Source organism: Vibrio sp. Vb0888, from assembly GCF_033338835.1.
GTDB classification, from domain to species: Bacteria; Pseudomonadota; Gammaproteobacteria; order Enterobacterales; family Vibrionaceae; genus Vibrio; species Vibrio alginolyticus.
On the sequence record NZ_JAWOTL010000006.1, the window covers coordinates 147,561 to 164,968 of the forward strand.

The 17,408-nt window shown below is 45.9% G+C and carries 10 protein-coding genes; all 10 read right to left on the reverse strand.

The features are described from left to right. Positions 1 to 70: 70 nt before the first annotated feature. Positions 71 to 2,479 carry a GH36-type glycosyl hydrolase domain-containing protein gene (locus R7P72_RS11135; protein WP_005380050.1) on the reverse strand — a complete coding sequence of 803 codons (2,409 nt, stop codon included), beginning with the start codon at positions 2,477 to 2,479 and terminating at the stop codon, positions 71 to 73. A gap of 84 nt (positions 2,480 to 2,563) precedes the next feature. Next, positions 2,564 to 4,483, reverse strand: coding sequence for a beta-N-acetylhexosaminidase (locus R7P72_RS11140; protein ID WP_005380048.1), 1,920 nt, complete (start codon positions 4,481 to 4,483; stop codon positions 2,564 to 2,566). An 8-nt stretch (positions 4,484 to 4,491) separates the two neighbouring features. Continuing rightward, positions 4,492 to 5,382, reverse strand: coding sequence for an N-acetylglucosamine kinase (locus R7P72_RS11145; protein ID WP_104975571.1), 891 nt, complete (start codon positions 5,380 to 5,382; stop codon positions 4,492 to 4,494). A 2-nt stretch (positions 5,383 to 5,384) separates the two neighbouring features. Beyond that, complete coding sequence (locus R7P72_RS11150; protein WP_213907279.1) at positions 5,385 to 7,124, reverse strand: glycoside hydrolase family 9 protein; 1,740 nt, start codon at positions 7,122 to 7,124, stop codon at positions 5,385 to 5,387. 63 nt (positions 7,125 to 7,187) lie between these two features. Then, entirely contained in the window at positions 7,188 to 8,183 is a 996-nt protein-coding gene (locus R7P72_RS11155) for an ABC transporter ATP-binding protein (protein ID WP_005380041.1), read from the reverse strand. Between the two features lie 47 nt (positions 8,184 to 8,230). After that, positions 8,231 to 9,214 carry an ABC transporter ATP-binding protein gene (locus tag R7P72_RS11160; protein WP_005386550.1) on the reverse strand — a complete coding sequence of 328 codons (984 nt, stop codon included), beginning with the start codon at positions 9,212 to 9,214 and terminating at the stop codon, positions 8,231 to 8,233. A gap of 2 nt (positions 9,215 to 9,216) precedes the next feature. Beyond that, on the reverse strand, positions 9,217 to 10,242 hold the full coding sequence (locus R7P72_RS11165; RefSeq protein WP_047102642.1) for an ABC transporter permease: 1,026 nt from the start codon (positions 10,240 to 10,242) through the stop codon (positions 9,217 to 9,219). 2 nt (positions 10,243 to 10,244) lie between these two features. Further along, entirely contained in the window at positions 10,245 to 11,231 is a 987-nt protein-coding gene (locus tag R7P72_RS11170; RefSeq protein ID WP_005380038.1) for an ABC transporter permease, read from the reverse strand. A 170-nt stretch (positions 11,232 to 11,401) separates the two neighbouring features. Then, positions 11,402 to 13,084 (reverse strand): ABC transporter substrate-binding protein, encoded by a 1,683-nt coding sequence (locus R7P72_RS11175; RefSeq protein ID WP_005380037.1) that lies wholly within the window; start codon positions 13,082 to 13,084, stop codon positions 11,402 to 11,404. Positions 13,085 to 13,865: 781 nt separating this feature from the next. Next, complete coding sequence (locus R7P72_RS11180; protein WP_213907278.1) at positions 13,866 to 17,252, reverse strand: response regulator; 3,387 nt, start codon at positions 17,250 to 17,252, stop codon at positions 13,866 to 13,868. Positions 17,253 to 17,408 lie beyond the last annotated feature (156 nt).

A 17,408-nucleotide genomic window follows, 5' to 3' on the forward strand; every position in this document is an offset into this window, starting at 1 on the left:
ACCGATGCACTTGTAAAACATAAATGCACCGGATAAATCAAAAGGGGAGAAGGACTCCCCCAAAAGATGATTAACCTAGAGTAACGATAACTTCGTTTACTGAACCTTCCGCTTGAACTGGTACAGATGCACCATTTACAGCTTCACCGTTCACGGTAATCGACTTAACGCCTTTGCTTACTGAGTCTGGGTTAACGACTTTGATGTTGTACGTTGCTCCTAGCCATTGGCGAGTCACTTCGAAACCAGGCCAGTTCGTTGGGATACATGGATCGATAGTTAGGCCATCGAAGCCTGTACGCACACCAAGAATAAAGTTGGTAACAGCGAAGTAAGCCCAGCCTGACGTACCTGTTAACCATGGGTGGTTTGCACGACCGTGGTCTTGGTGGTCACGACCCATGATGAACTGAACGTATGAGTATGGTTCTGCAATACGTTTTTCGATGATGTCGTTCTGGTTGTATGGGTTTAGCGCATCGTAGAACTTCATTGCACGATCACCACGACCCAGTTTCGCTTCAGCTACCCAAGCCCATGGGTTTGGATGCGAGAATATCGCACCGTTCTCTTTTACGCCTTGGTAAACACGAGTTACGAAGCCGATATCATCATTCGGTGTTGCAAAAGATGGTGAGTTTAGGTGGAGGCCGTATTCAGAGAATAGGTTCTCATCGACAGCGTCCATCGCTTTTTCGCCGCGCTCTTGAGATACCGCACCAGAAAGTACCGCAAGTGTGTTTGACTCTAGGTGTACACGACCTTCTTTTTGTTGCGCTGTACCGATCTTTTCGCCGTTTTTCGTTAGACCACGGATATACCAGCCGCCTTCTTCGTCCCAAAGGTGTGTTTCACACGCTTCACGCACGTTTGCTGCCATCTCGGTGTATTTTTCAACGTCGGCTTCCTTACCTAGGTATTTCGCTAGGTCGATGAACTCCTGCAGTGCCCAGAAATGTAGGAACGACACCATTGAAGATTCGCCGCCACCTAGGTTCAGACAGTCGTTCCAGTCTGCACGCAGACCTTTACAGATACCGGTTTGACCTACGTATTCAGCCGAGAAGTCTAGCGCGGCTTTCATGTGGTCATAAACCGTTGCATCGCCACCGTCGGCGTAAGGGATCACTTCGTCGAAGAAGCTGTGCTCACCGGTTTCCATCACGTACTTACAGATGGTTGGAACTAGCCATAGGTGATCATCAGAACAGGTGTCTTCGATGCCGTGAATTTTGTCTTCATCAGAAGGTGTTGGAACTACGGTTGGAGATTTAGATGGTTTAACATCCGCTTTTTCTGGATCAAACCAATCTGGATCGAATAGGTGTAGACCGTAGCCCGCTTTTACTTGGCCGCGCAGTAGGTCAACGATACGTTTGCGCGTCATTGCTGGGTTAGCGTGAGGAACTGAGATTGCATCTTGCGCTGTATCGCGGTAACCAAGACCAGTACGGCCTCCCACCTCGATGAATGAAGCAAAGCGAGACCACACCACACACGTTTCCGCTTGGTATAACGTCCAAGCGTTGATCATGGTATCTAGACCTTCGTTTGGTGATTTCACTTGGAACTTGCCACAACGCTCATCCCAGTGTGCTTTGATACCCGCAAATGCGTTGTCGACTTCTGCAAGGTCTTGGTACTTAGCACGCAGACGCTCTCCGTTGCCTTTACCGATACCGAGAATGTAAGCAAAGCGAACTTCTTCACCCGGCTGAATAGTAAATTGCTTATGCAAAGAGCCACAGTGGTTGTAACAAGTTTGCGCTGTATTGAAACACTTACCTTGTTCTACCGCTAACGGGTTTGCTTCGTCACGGTATAGGCCTAGGAAGCTGTCACGTTGGCCGTCGTATGAATCTGGGGCAAATGTTGAAGCTAGGTAGTAGAAGCCTTCGAAATCGTTGGTGTTGTAGTACAGGTCGTACTCTATCACGCCTTCGTTGTAAGCCGTACCTGCCGAGTACAGAGACATCTGATGGTTTTGGTTATCAGATTGAATGTGGCTGAATGAGAACTCAACAAATGAGAATGCACTGATCGTACGTGGTTTGTCAGAGGTGTTTTTAATCACTACATCCCAGATTTCAGCGTCTTCGCCTTTTGGCACGAACAGAGTTTTTGTTGCGGTAATACCGCTGTATTCACATTTGAACTTAGAGTAAGACAAGCCGTGACGAACTTCGTAGTTTGCTTCGTCTAGGCTCTTCGCAACTGGTTGCCAAGAGATTGACCAGTAATCACCTGTCTCATCATCACGCAAGTAAACGTAGTGTCCTGGGCGATCGAATGTCGCATTTGGACGGAATTTAGTAACACGGTTGTATTCTGGAGAGTTGTAGAACGAGTAGCCACCCGCGTTGTGCGAGATAACCGTACAGAACTTCTCAGTACCTAGGTAGTTGGTCCATGGTGCTGGTACGTCAGGGCGAGTGATGACGTATTCGCGATTCTCGTTATCGAAATAGCCGTATTTCATTTGTGTCTTTCCTTTTTACGAAGCTGCATCAGCAGCCAAAATTTAAAAACTCTTCAAGCGTGATGTTTCGACATCAGTTTTGTATTACTTCCACGGTTTACGGTAATTCACTCCCTGCAAATCAAGCAGAGGTAGATGGCCTTTCAAGCGTGATAAATAGTCGGTCCAATCTCGGTGTTGTTTGTCTGTCCAACATGCTTCTGCCATTGCAGTTAAACGAGGGAAGATCATGTAGTCCATGCGAGGTTGGTTATTGATAATTTCGCACCATAATGCTGTTTGAATGCCCCAAATGCGCTTACGTATTGGGTCGTCAGCAGGCACTTCAGCGAGCGGCTCGTAGTTGTAAGCTTTTTCTAGTGGCAGTGGGTTTGCCCAGTCCACGCCCGGTTCTTCAGGTGCGTAGTCTTGGGTCATATCTAGGTAAGTGGTTTGTGCTGGTTGCAGCACCACATCAAAGCCTTGGCGAGCACAGTTCAAGGCCGCTTCTTCGCTTAGCCATGAGTAGATCACCGTATCTTTACTGACTTTGTCGCCGTGTTGAGCTTCTTCCCAGCCCAGCATGCGTTTGCCCAATTTACGAAGTTTGTCTTCGGCATAACGCAAGAAATGTCCTTGCAAATCTTTGTAGTCGCTGTAACCCAGTTGTTCCATTAGTGCTTGGCATGCTGGGCTTTTTGACCATACGCCGTTAGGTACTTCGTCGGCACCAATATGAACGTAAGGCGCAGGAAAAAGCGCAGAGACTTCTTCTAGCACTTTGTCGATAAATTCATAGCTCCCCGGCAGAGCTGGGTTAATGACGTTGTCGTTGTAATGCTGAATACTGCGGTATTCGGTGGTATCTTCCGCTTCTACCAATAGGTGTGGTAACGACTTGATGGCGGCTCGGCAATGACCAGGTACATCAATTTCAGGAATGATGGTGATGCCGCGTTGCGATGCAAATTCGATAACGTCTTTGATGTCTTCTTGTGTGTAGAAGCCGCCGTAACGTTCATCAAAGTGCGTGTACTGTGGTTCATTGATCTCATCCAATCCGCGCCAAGCACCAATATCGGTCAGTTGAGGCAGTGATTTGATTTCAATTCGCCACCCCTCATCGTCGGTAAGATGCCAATGGAACGTATTGAACTTGTAATGAGCCAGTTGGTTGATCAAGCGTTTGACTTGCTTAACGGAGTGAAAATGACGAGCACAATCCAGCATCATACCGCGGTAACGAAAACGTGGCCTGTCCTTGATTGAACAGCAAACTACTTCCATTGAGTTAGGTTGATCGCCAACTTTGATTAGTTGTAATAACGTTGCACAAGCATGGGTAAAACCAGACGAAGATCCTGCTTCAATTTTGATTGACTCTTCGGCTACTTTCAGTTTGTAAGCGCCTTCATCCAAGGTTGGGTTGCCTTTGAAGATGATCTGACTGCCATTGTCTGATGCGAACTCAAATTGGTGAATGCGCTTAAGCTCATCAAGTAGCCATTCTTTAGCTGAATTGGCCAGGCTTGAATAAACCGCGACGCCAGCATGATGATCAAAGCTAAAATAGTGATCGCTGACCTCAATATGGTTTGGTTTTGGCAGCAAGGGCTGTGCATGGGTTAAACTTGCAGGAATCTCACTGCGTTCACGGTATGGTGAAGCTAATACGATAGGCGTGACATCCACTTGTGCGCGCTGTGGGTTTCCATCAACGACAAAGTTGATCATCGCTTCGTTAAAGCCATCCGAGTAATAACGGAATGGGTTCGAACCAATACTGAATTCACAGTAATAGTGATGGTTGGCAGCCAGTACCACCCCTTCTGGCTTAAGTGTGCAAAAACTACCAATTTGAGTCAGTTGACCATTTGAAACGCTGTCTGGAAGAATGTAACGATCGAAAGCGAAAGTTAAGCTCCAGCTGTTTAGGTCTTGGTCGCTCAAGTTATGAAAGGTGAGGCCAAAGCGGCAGTTTTGTTTCTGCTCAGAAAGGACTACGAGATCAACACGATATTCCATATCTACTCCTACGCCGCACTGAGCGAGTAAAGGTTATGTTCTGGTTTGCCAGCAAACATAATTGCGCCTTCAATCGCGTCAAACTGTGGCTCAACAATCCATTGCTGAACTGGTGGTGAAAGCCAACGTACAATGCGTTCAGCTATGCTGCCCATTAAACAAATACGTGTTGCGCCGCGCTTGTTTAATGCCACGAGAAACATTTCTATATCCGCTGCGGTTTGCTTCAGCATTTCAATGGCCAGTGCATCGCCTTGTTCCGCATGTTGGAAAATAGCCGGAGAAAACTGCCCATAATCACGAGGAAGCGCCTGTTTTGACCACGCCACCACGTTGTCGACCTCATTTTCGAAATGCGTCATAACGTGTTGTGCTAGGGGCGTTTTTTCTCTGATGCCATCTTCAGCTAACAAAACTTGCTGAACTAGGCGTAGCCCCATCACTGCGCCGCCACCTTGATCCGAAATAGGGAACTCACGACCACCGACAACATGTTGCTCCAATCCGTTAAGGTAGATGCCACAAGAACCGGTTCCCGCAATCATGATTGCGCCATCTTCGCCATTGTGCGCACCAACGCACGCACCGTAAGCATCGGTATTCAGAGTTATACTGGCAAATGGATGAGGAAGAGACATGAAGGCTTGCCAAGATGCTTTGTGCTCTGCGCCAGCAAGGGCTAAGCCGACGTGCATCGACGCGAAATCTTGTTGTGTTAGACCGCCTTGCTCGGTAGCCGAAGTGATGGATTCAAGAATCGAAGCCATTGCTATTTCAGCACCTAGCATGATGTTGGCACTGCCGCTTTTGGCCTCGCCAAGAAAATTACCTTGTGAATCTTTAATCCTGGCTCGACATGACGTGCCGCCACCATCGATACCGACAAAATACATTCCCATGATTATTCTTCCTTCATATTTTTAGAGGTCGCCAACTGAGAAACATGCTGAGCTTGACTCATTATCGCGAGTAAGTACCAAGCGCCATGCGGGATCCATTGTTCGCCCCAGCGCCAGTTTTGTAACACGTCTTCTTTTTGTGCTGGTGGGTTAAATGCAATGTCTTCCTCGTCTTCAAAGCCGCCAGTGATTCCGTTACACACGCCACCTTTTGCGTTGAAGAAACCATATTGAGGGAGGTAATCAGGGTTGTTACGACCATGGCCATCTAGCATGCACATGTCGTATGGGTTTAAGCCTACAATCCAGTTCAATGCATCTTGAGCAAACACAGAAAGTTGTTGCTGTACTTCTTGCGACGCTGTATGCGGTTGAGCAAGGTACGCCATGGTCGCGAGTGAGCCCAGTCGAGCATTCTCGCCTTGCCACCAATAGCCGGATTCATTGTTGTGTGCGACAAAAAATGCCTCGCGTTTTGACTCATTTACGCCTTTAACATATTGGCGAGGGTAACCGAATGGGTTGATCACTTTATTCGATATTGTGATCTCAAACTCACACGCTAGGTTGACGATACGTTTTACCGATTCCGCTCGTGCTGAGTCGTCTTCAATTGATAGATATTCGCATAGGGCAATAACTGGTAGACCAGCTTCGGCTGCGTGAAAGTATGGACGGCTGCCGTCTTGGTTTGCTGACCAAAAGTGTTGAATCTGCTCGTCGCTCATTTGGCGTGCAACTAAACGTTGCGCCCACAAACGGCTCTCTTCCAAGTAGCGAGTTTCTTTGGTTGCTTTAAACAGTTCTACACAAGCCAGTAGCGCACAGTATTCGTCGATAATGTTTTCTTCCCCATCATTGAGGTACTGCGTATTGTGCTCTTTTAAGTGCCAGTAACCATTTTCGGCAGCGTTGCGGTATTTTTGTTGATCGTATTCACCGTGAACACTTAAACGCGACGCTGCCGCTAGCGCTGCAATGGCGACACCGCCACCTTGTCGAAAGCCTGCTTGATAGTCGTCAAATTTGTGACCAAGTTGAGTTTCGTACGCGCAAATCTCGCGTTGCGCAGTATCTTTGCTCCACTTGTCAAAGACCGTCATGTAGAAAAAGCCTTTTTCGTTTTGCATACGCACAAGAAAGTCTGCACCGAACAGGGCTTCTTCAATCAGACGTGTACGTGTGAAAGCTGTAATGTCTTCGCTTCCTTCAAGCAACGAAACCCCTTTTAGGATGTTCCAAACCACCATTGGGGTTTGTTGAGGATTCAAATAATTCGCGTATGAAAGGTGACTTAAATACTTGCTAACGTCTCCTGATGCGTCGTACCAGCCGCCGTGTACATCAACCTTTTTATTGGAGTTTAGTACTGGAAGTTGTCGATCTTGTTGATCGAAGATTCCGCCGCAACGTTGCGATTTGAAATAGTGGATCACATCTGACAAAGTTTGATCCAACAGAATGTGTTCGCCAACGATGAAAGAGGAAGAGCGCGTATCTTCTACTTGCAAGAAATAGTCACCTGACGTTGTGAAAGAGGAAAAGTCGATGAGGTAGAAATAGCCCTGATGCCAGTTCGCCACTTTACCTTGTTCTTCAACCGCAAAAGTTGCCACGGTTTGCTCGCTAGTGGCACAAATCAATTGAGCAGTGTAAGAAGACAAGTGTGGTTGTTCGGTCTGGATAATGGCTTTCTTTGGGCCCAGACGTTCATAACCAATGTGGTTAGTCAGTAGCAGCATTCAATGTCTCCGGGAAACGATAAAAACAGGAGTGGGTCAGGCTGAACCTGACCCTCGTTATGATTAATCTTCAAATAAGTAACAGCGGACAAAGTGGTTGTCGGACAGTTGAGTGACGCCTGGTAGTCGTTCGCGACATTTGTCGGTAGCGTGTACACAACGTCCAGCAAATGGACAGCCGACAGATTCTGGTGTCCAAAGTGGGATTTCCCCTTTGTTGCCTTTCAGTTTCTCGTGAATAGACTTCGATGGATCTGGAACCGCAGATACCAACAGTTGCGTATATGGGTGTTGAGGGTCGTGAATGATTTCTTCAGTATCGCCCCATTCAACCATGTGACCTACGTACATGACCGCAAGATCTTCAGCAATGTAACGCGCTGTTGCGATGTCATGAGTGATGTAGAGCAGAGACATTTGTTTTTCAAACTTCATCTCTTCCATCAAGTTCAAAACGCCAGCGCGGATCGATACATCGAGCATGGATGTTGGCTCATCCGCCAAGACTACTTCAGCTCCAACCGCGATGTTACGAGCCAGGTTGACACGCTGACGCTGACCGCCAGATAGCTGGTGCGGGAACTTTTGCGCCGTTTCTTTTGGTGGAATAAGACCAACTTGTTCAAGTAGGTCGTACACACGCTCTTCCAGTTCTTTCTTGTTGCCCGGTGCTACTTTCTTATGAATCAGCAGCGGGCGCGCAATATGGTGGAAGATATTGTGCGTTGGGTTTAGCGAGCCAAACGGGTCTTGCCACACCATTTGTACACCTTCACGGTAGGTCATTAAATCGTGACGAGAGGTGATGTCTTGGATATCACGACCTTTGTATTCAATGATGCCATCGGTTGGTGCGTACATTTTTGCAATCATTTTTGCAGTAGTAGACTTACCTGAACCAGATTCACCTACCACTGACAAGCCGCGGCTCTTGTACATTTTGAAAGAGACGTCGTTGATTGCGCGCATCTTAGATTGTTTGATTGAGTTACTGTTTAAAGGGAAGTCCTTAACGACATTTTTACCCTCAATCAGCAGTTCGCCGAATTGTTTGCTCATAATTCTCTCCAGTGTAATTTTTGTTCTGAGCTAGCGTTTTTTTGTTGTTAAACCTTAGCTTGAGCAATGGTGTCGCCGTACAAATGGCAATTTGAGAGGCGACCTGGTTCAATTTGACGTAATTGGGTTGGTACACGTGTACATGCTTCATGTACGCGGTCGCAACGAGCTTGGAAGCGGCAGCCTTGTGGAACTTCTAGCAAGTTCAACGGGTTACCTGGAATGCCAGTCAATTTGGTCTTTGGTCCAGTTAGTGGAGGGAAAGAGCTACCCAAACCTTTGGTGTAAGGGTGGTAAGGACTTTCCAGAATTTGCTTAGAAGGCGCGACTTCAATCAACTCACCTGAGTACATGATGCCGATACGATCCGAGAACTCGACCATCAATGACAAGTCATGTGTGATGAATAGAATTGAGAAACCAAACTCTTCTTTAAGCGCGTAAATTTTTTGTAGAATTTCACGTTGAACCACTACATCCAATGCGGTAGTCGGTTCGTCCATGATGATCATTTTTGGGTTCAGAGCCAAAGCGATTGCGATTACTAGACGTTGACGCATACCACCAGAGAACTGGTGCGGGTAATCACTCAATCGGCTAGGGTGGATATCAACGATTTCCAGCAGACCTTCAGCGCGTGTTTTTGCTTGAGCGCGAGTCATATTGGTATGACGCATGATGACATCACAGAACTGCTCTTCCATGGTTAGAACAGGGTTCAAAGCGTTCATCGCACTCTGGAATACCATCGACATTTCACTCCAGCGGAACGCTTGCATGCGATCATCGCTGTACTGAAGGATATCTTCACCGTTGAAGATCACCTCACCACCTGTGATAAACGCTGGCGGCTTATGAAGGCGCATTAGTGAGAAGGCAACAGTGGATTTGCCACAGCCAGATTCACCAGCCAGACCGAATACTTCACCTGGTGCAATGTCGAAGCTCACGTTGTTACAGGCGCGGACATCGCCCGCGTCTGTGATGTAGTCTACGCATAGGTTACGGATGGAAATTAGTGGTGCAGTCATGATTATTTATCTCCGCTCCATAGTGCATTTTGTGGTGCCAGTTCAGGCTCACGTTCTTTCTTGTCTTTTGCTGCTAGTTTTTTCCAGCGTTTCATGCCTTTGTGAGAACGAAGTTGAGGGTTCGCAATTTCGTCAACGGCAAAGTTCAACAGAGCAAGACCAGTAACCAGTAGTGTTAGGGCAATACAAGGTGCTAGTACTTCCCACCATGCGCCAATCAGCATGGCTGATGAGGTTTGCACGTTGTAAAGCATGATGCCCCAACTGATCGTGTTGGCATCACCCAAACCTAGGAACGAAATGACCGCTTCAGTGTTGATCGCCAGCATTACTGAGCCAATGAAGCTCGCACCGACAATTGGGATAAGGTTTGGTAAAATCTCAACAAAGATGATGCGGAATGAAGACTCTCCCAATACTTCGGCAGCTTTAACGAACTCTTTCTCGCGTAGTGCCATAGTTTGAGAGCGGACAACACGTGCACCCCATGCCCAAGAAGTACCAGCGATAATCAAGGCAATGGTGAGTGGGCCTGCTTCACCGATAAAGGCCGCCAACACGAATAGCAATGGATACTGCGGAATTACTAACATGATGTTCATCGCGGCACTCAATACGTCATCCACTTTACCGCCGAAGTAACCTGCCGATATACCAATGACTGTTGCTAAGAAACACACGATGATGCCAGCACCAAAGCCTACACCCAGTGATACTCGTGCACCGTAAGCCACCTGCGACCAGATATCGCGACCCATTCGGCTAGTACCTAATACGTGGTCGGCCTTTTTAGACATAAGCAGTGTACGACGATCGTCTGCTAGGTTTTTAGCGACCCAACCATCAGGGTTGTTTTGTGCCTGTTTTACAACAAAGCTTGGGTATTCGTGTGGGTTACCGGTTCGCTTGTCTGGCGCATGCTTTGTAAGTAAAGGAGCGGCAATCGCAACGAACACGAACAGCGTAACAATGCCAAGACCAATGCGAGCAAATGCGTTACCTAAAATAAGTTTGAATAGTTCTTTCATGATTATTTGCCTCCCGTACGTAGGCGAGGGTCTAGAATCATGTACAGCATGTCAGCCATTAAGTTGAAGCACAGCATGAACATCGTCATGATAATTAACTGACCTTGAAGTACTTGGTAGTCACGAGCGTGAATTGCGTTCAATAGAACAGTACCTAGGCCTGGGTAGTTGAAAATCATCTCGATGATTAATTGACCACCGATGGCCATACCTAAAGACATAGACAGTGCGGTAACACTTGGAAGTAGTGCGTTACGTGCGGCGTAATTAAAGACGACGCGGTTTTCACTCAGCCCTTTACCTTTAGCCATCGTGATATAGTCTTCGGCGAGAAGGTTGATCATGTTGTTACGCATGTTAACTAGGAAGCCACCAATTTGAACGATGGTTGCACAGAATAGAGGTAGTACAGCGTGGTAACCCACGTTCTTGATGAACTCCCAGCTTGTCCAATCAGGAATAGTACCTGGCGTGTAAGCATAGCCAGATGGGAACCATTTCAGGCCAATCGCAAAGGTAAACAGTGCTAACATTGCGATAACCATTTGTGGAATCGCTTGAATGATCAATGTGCCAGGCGTTACGAATGCATCGTACTTACTACCGCGCTTCCAGGCGGCAAAAATACCAAGGACAGAAGCGATGGAGAAAGAAAGTACAACCGCAGTACCAGCTAGAAATAGTGACCAGCCAAATGCACTACCTAGTAAAGAATTAACTGAAAGAGGGTAGAACTGGATTGATGTACCTAGCTCCCAACTTAGAATGTTTTTAATGTACGAGAAGTACTGAATGTAAATTGGCCCATCAACGAAACCGAGCAGTTCTTTCATTGCTGCGATTCGTTCTGGAGTCACCTGTACTGAAGCATTAGCAAACATCATGGTAACTGGGTCACCAGGCATTGCTCGCGGAATAATAAAGTTTAACGTCGCTGCAACTAAGAGCGCGACAAGATAGAACGACAAACGTCTTAAAAAATAACCCATAACTCACACCTTACTCACCCAGATTTTTTCCCTGTTTCTGGTTTCAGGTCGCTCCTAGCGAAATTTAGAGCGAAAAATCCCCTGACGACGAGCGCCACATATTGGTTTCGTTAACAAGGGATTTTTATAGGCGGCACACGGGATGCATGCCGCTTGAAATGAACTTCTACTTATTTAACTGGTTTTAGGTCCAGTACGTGAAGTAGACGCTCTGGGATACCTGCCCAAATGTTTGGACGGCCCTTAGGGTTTTCTTCGTTCCACCAACCAGTGAAGCGAGTTGTGTTGTATTGGTACATGTACGCGCCAGATAGCACAGGAATAGTTACTTGGTCCTGAGCAATGATCTTCTGAATGCCATGAGCGATCTCTAGCTGTTCTTGCTTATCTGCTGTCTTGTAGAAGCTGTTAAGAAGACCGTCTAGCTTATCGTTCTTGTAGAAGTGCATTGCAAAGCGAGGCATGCCGTCACCAGCTTGTAGCTTCGAGTTGTAGCCACTATCCCAGTACAAGTGTGGATCTGCACCGTGGAAGTAGTTGGTGTAAGCAACGTCGTAAGTACCTTCTAGCATAGCTTGGTTGTATACCGAGAAGTCCGGTGTACGAGCACGAGCTTTAATGCCCACTTCTGCTAGTTGCTCAACGGCTAGTTGTACCGTGTTGTTGAAGTCAGTCCAACCGTTTGGTGATTGAATTAGAAGCTCGAAAGACTTGCCAGATGGTGTATCCACAAAGCCATCTTTGTTTACATCTTTGAAGCCAGCTTTAGCTAGAAGCTTTTTCGCACCTTCCGCGTTGTATGTGTTGTAGCCTTTGTACTTGTTGTGCGTCTCTTCATCAGACCAAGCTTCGAATGCGTAGCCAAGGCCAGATGCGAAGTCGTTCACTGTACCGCCGCCGTAGAAAGCGATATCAATGATAGTTTGACGGTCTAGCGCCATAGAGAACGCACGACGGAAGTCAACGTTAGTTAGTGCTTCGTTTTTCGCAGCGTCTGGGTTTTTGAAGTTCACTACAAATGCTTGAGTACCCGCTGGTGGGTACCAGTAGTGGTGATTCGGACTTGCTGCAGCGTACGTACGGTCGATGTCTGGTACGAATGAAGACGTCCAGTCCATTTCGCCGTTAACGATTTTGCCCAAGAATTGGTCGTTGTTCGCGATTTGTGGCACACGCAGACAATCTACATCTAGGTTGTCAGCATCCCAATAATTCGGGTTCTCACACTGGATATATAGCTGCGGTGTGAAAGTGTCGATTTCAGTAAATGGACCACTGCCTACTGGATTTTCGTTTGTGAATGTTGCTGGATCTTTTACTTTGCTCCATACGTGCTTAGGTACGACTGGTACTTTCGCAATTTCGTAAGGAACGTTTGAGTTTGCTTCGCTTAGACGGAATTTAACTTGGTAGTCGTTAACTTTTTCTACGCCAGTCACCCAAGAGTTGATACCAGATTGGTCTAGCTCTGGCTTCTCTTTAACTAGGTTGAAAGAATAAACAACATCATCAGCGGTAAACGCTTTGCCATCAGACCATTTTACGCCCTTACGGATATCGAAGGTTACGCTCATCAGGTCATCAGCCATGGTAAAGTTTTCTGCTAGACGAAATACAGGCGTGTTACCGTGCATTTCGTTAAAAACAACGAGCGGCTCGTAAATAAAGTCGGTTGTTGTGTGCAGGTTAGTTGCACCCAAGAAAGGGTTAAAGTTACGAACGAAAGTTGTAAACTCTTTAGGGTGGATAGTCAGTTCACTGCGTTCAGCCGCAGTAGCTACCGATGCAAAACCTGTAGTAGCCGTTGCAATAATTGCTGTTGCTAGTGCTGTTTTTTTAATATTGGCAAGCATAGCTGTTCCTTACTATTTGCTTTCATTTCACTAAATGGAATTGAATGTCATCAATTGATAAACACTCTCTAAGACCTACCTCTTGTACATGCCTTACTCATTACAACATTGAGTTTCGCCAAGAGTGGCCTGTAGGCCTTAGGCAGGAGTAAGAAAACACCTTATCCATAAAATAATCAAACTTGATTCCCGTTAAAAACGTTAAAATCTCTGAGCTCTCCGTTATAAACGTTATTTTGGCTAATTTTAACCAGCATTGGGCCAAAAAATAAACGTTGATATGCGTCGCAGTTTATATCCTTGTTAATAATAAGTGTTGGTGATTACTAACCTGCTGGTCCTTTTTAAATATACGTTTCCTGCTTGTTTTCTAGGTTCGGAGATCTCGCTCACATGCAGAAATGGTGTTAATTAATCAGCTAAAAATTAATCTGCCGTTCTGTTGTGATTAAGTTCGCAATCTCTATCAATAGTTCGTCAAAATCCGCTTGTTATCTGAAAAATGGCCTTTTTTATCGACAGTTTTCTTCCGTTTGTCGTCCTTTTTTTATTGTATGAATGAAGTTTTTTGGTTGCTCGAACTTACCTAATTAAGGCCAGTTAAATGGATAAGATCGTACGTTTTGAAGACCAACAATAGATAGCGATGTCTAACCGAATGTTCGTTATTGGAAATATGTTAATGGGGTAGGAAGAGGCGGTCTCTTTTATCTCTAGGAAGGGAATACTCGAATAACAAAAAAGCCCAGCATGCACGCTGGGCTAGTTTTTTTGATAAATATTAGCTGGTCAATAGTCGCTGTAGTTTATCTCGTTGTGCCTCTATGTATGCTCTCTCGGGGCTCTGTTCTTTGCAGTGTTCGAGAATGAACTCTATCGAGCTTAGCACCGTTCTCCAACGTGGTGTTTTGGGTAATGTTTCTATGCGCATGTATTTATCTAAAGTGCGTGTTTGCAAAGTACTACGGTCTAGATAAACGCGCCACAAGCCACTTTGCTCTGCAAATGCGAACTTACTTTCACCCGTTACAGATTCCCAATACTCTAAAGCATGTGTCATTGCGTCTACTAGAACTTCTCGCATAAGTTCTTGCTTGTCTTTTTTATTACCGAGCGCTTTGTCTGCAAGGCGCGTAAATTCTCCGCCAAGCTCTTTTAGCTTTTGCAATTGGTCTTTGTCACCATCAAATGCATAACTTGAAAGCACTTCTACGGCGGTTTCTAGATTATGTATGCGAGCGGCACTGGCTCCACCGCCGACATTAAAGATGTACATGATATCTAACCCTGAACCTTCAGGGAGCTTAAGAATGTCTGCTTCGATGTTCTGACGAATATCTTCAATATAGATATCAATCTTGCCACAGTAATGAGGTTGTTTGACGGTCAGATATTTAGGGGCAATCAGCTCATCAGCAGATGAGCGCTTTAGCTGTTCTAAGCTGCGCTTGAATAGCTTACAAGCAGCTTCGTTAGCAAAGCGAATACGCTTGTCTTCACGTAGACAGATGATAGCTTCAGGAGCCGATTCTAGCTGTTCCAACAAACGACCTTGAGTCTCAAGTAAGCTTGCTTCAACGACTGCACGCTGTCTAAGTTCAGACTCTAGCACTTTGTTTTCCATATGGCGCATTTCTGCTTTACTTGCCGTTAAATGCGCTTGGATACGTGCCGCCAACTCTTGTTTATTAAATGGTTTCGATAAATAGTCGTTGGCTCCTGCCTCAAAACCTCTTACACGATCTTCTGTTTGACTGAGTGCGGTGAGCATAATGATTGGCAACTCGGCATGATCATAGGTTTCACGTAGTTCACTACAAACTTGGTAGCCGCTCATGCCTGGCATCATGATATCCAATAACAGAAGTTCCGGCTTCTCTTGCTCGACGAGCGCTAACGTTTCTGGCCCATCGGAGACGGTACGCACACGATAGCCCTCTAAACGTAAAAAGCTTTCAAGCACGCGTAAGTTTACTGGTTCATCGTCAGCAACATACAGTAACGGGCCGTCTGGGTTCTCTGGAAGTGATAAGTCTTCACTGTTCTCTACATTAACTTCAGGGATTTGGAAGTGTCCGTGCGCAGCTAGAGTCTGGGTTGCTTGGATTTCTTCTTCACTGGCGAGCGGTAAAGTGAAACTGAAGGTAGTTCCGACCATTGGTTGGCTACTGACGTATAACGAGCCTCCCATTAATTCGATCAATTGACGGCTAATGGAGAGCCCAAGCCCTGCACCTTGACGATAACGGCTCGCGTCTTGCCCTGCTTGGATAAGTGGTTCAAAAATATGTTCAAGTTGTTCTGCGGGAATTCCTTGTCCAGTATCCACGACTTGTACGCGTACATGATCATCTACCACATTAGCGGAGATAACAATTTTACCTTCTGAGGTGTATTTAATCGCATTGCCAATCAGGTTATATAGCACTTGTTCAAGGCGTTGCGGGTCAGCTGACACTGCTTTTAAATCCGATGGGACTTGGTTGATGATGCGGATGGTTTTACTTCCGAGTAAATGGCTAGAAAGCTCTAAAACCAATCGTGTTGCACTGCCCAAACTCACTGCTGATTTCTGGATATCCATGCTTCCATAACGCATTTTATGATAATCCAACAAGTCATCGACTAGATTAGCGAGACGCTGACCACTTTTAATGATGATATCAAGCTGATATTTCTGGCTAGCGGGGATCGCACCATTGGCGCCGGACGCTAAGGTTTCAGCAATCCCGACCATGCCGTGTAACGGTGTACGAAGTTCATGAGAAGTCGTGGCTAAGAATTCATCTTTTAATTTATCGGCCAATTGCAGTTCTTCATTCTGTTTTTGAATGATCTGTATGCTGCTTTCTAGTTCTTCATTTTGCTTCTTAATGGTTTGAATCTTCTCTCGAATAGAGCGTTGCATTCGTTCAAAGCTTAACGCAAGCCGACCAATTTCATCTTTACGAACCGTATTAAAAGACGTGTCATCAAGATCCCCTGCAGAGACCTTTTCGGCAACCCAAGTCAATTTCAGCAACGGAGAAGTGATAAAGTTTGATAAATAGTGAGAAGCGATCACCACAAGGATAATGGCGATCAACATAGCGATAACGAATAGTTTTTCGAGTTGATGGATACGAGCGAAAGCTTCGTTTTCTGGTAACTGTACGACGAGCGCCCAAATCACACCACGAGTTTCAATCGGTGCATAAGCCGCGATGATCTCTTCACCTAAACCGTTTGTGTAAGTGCCGACACCAAATGCACCAGAGAGTGCTTTATCGATCACTTCTAAACTGTTCTTAATGTCGTCTTGTTTCGTGTTAATTGTGCGAGGTTGGTGATCATTTCCAACCAGCAGGGTGTTAATGGATGACTCTCGATTAGCGTCTGCGGCTAACTTAGTGATGCCATTATTTGGCAAGCGGAACATGGCATAGCTGTGTAGATAACCTTGCTGAACAATTGGTGCACCTAGCCAAGCTACTGATTTACCCCCTTCCAGCTCGAAGTCAGACACAATCACAGGAGTGTAGTCTTCGTTTACTTTTCGACGTTCAGTCACATCATCGGCGAGACGCTTGAAAGTTTTGCCAAGTGCCGAGTCTTTGTAGGGGCCTGATAACAAGTTCGTTCCGTAGTTATCGTCTTTGTTGATCGAGTAGGTGACGTTACCATTGATGTCGACCAGCAAAATGTCATTAAAATCAGAGCGCTTGAGGAGCTCCAAGTAGGCCCAATGATAGCGTTTATGCAAAAGCCGGTAACGTTCACTTCCTACATAGTTGGATGACTCGGGTAACGTTGAGGTTTTGATTTGGTCTCCGCTGCCCTCGATGTAGCGCTGTTGGGCGTTTTTACGAGACTCTTCAATATCATTGCCTAAACGACTAAAAGCATTGACGAGACCGTAGAATCGGCCACCACTGGCGTAAGCCAACTCTGAGCGCACAAAGCCCATGACTTCGGTTTCTCGTGCCTCAAAGTAGTCGATGATTTGCTGCTGTTTTGTATCTCGAACAGACAGTAAGTGCGAGGTGCTTTGTTCTTGCAGATCTTTACTGTGGGACTGCAAGAAAAAGATCGCAGTAATGGTAAGAGGTGTGATACTGAGCACCAGAAATGCGGTCATCAGTGTACTCTGAAGGCGCTTAAATTTCTGTTTTTTGTAGAATTTAAACATGGATAAGATTACAACTCATAATGGGCAGTTCTAAAACATACTTCGCTGCCGAGGTTCTCGTTAAAAACGGATAAGATGTTCAACTAGATAGAATTAACAAAATTAACGAGTTTTTTTTCTTTGACAAGAAAGTTAGTTGTAAAGCGTGCAGGGTGA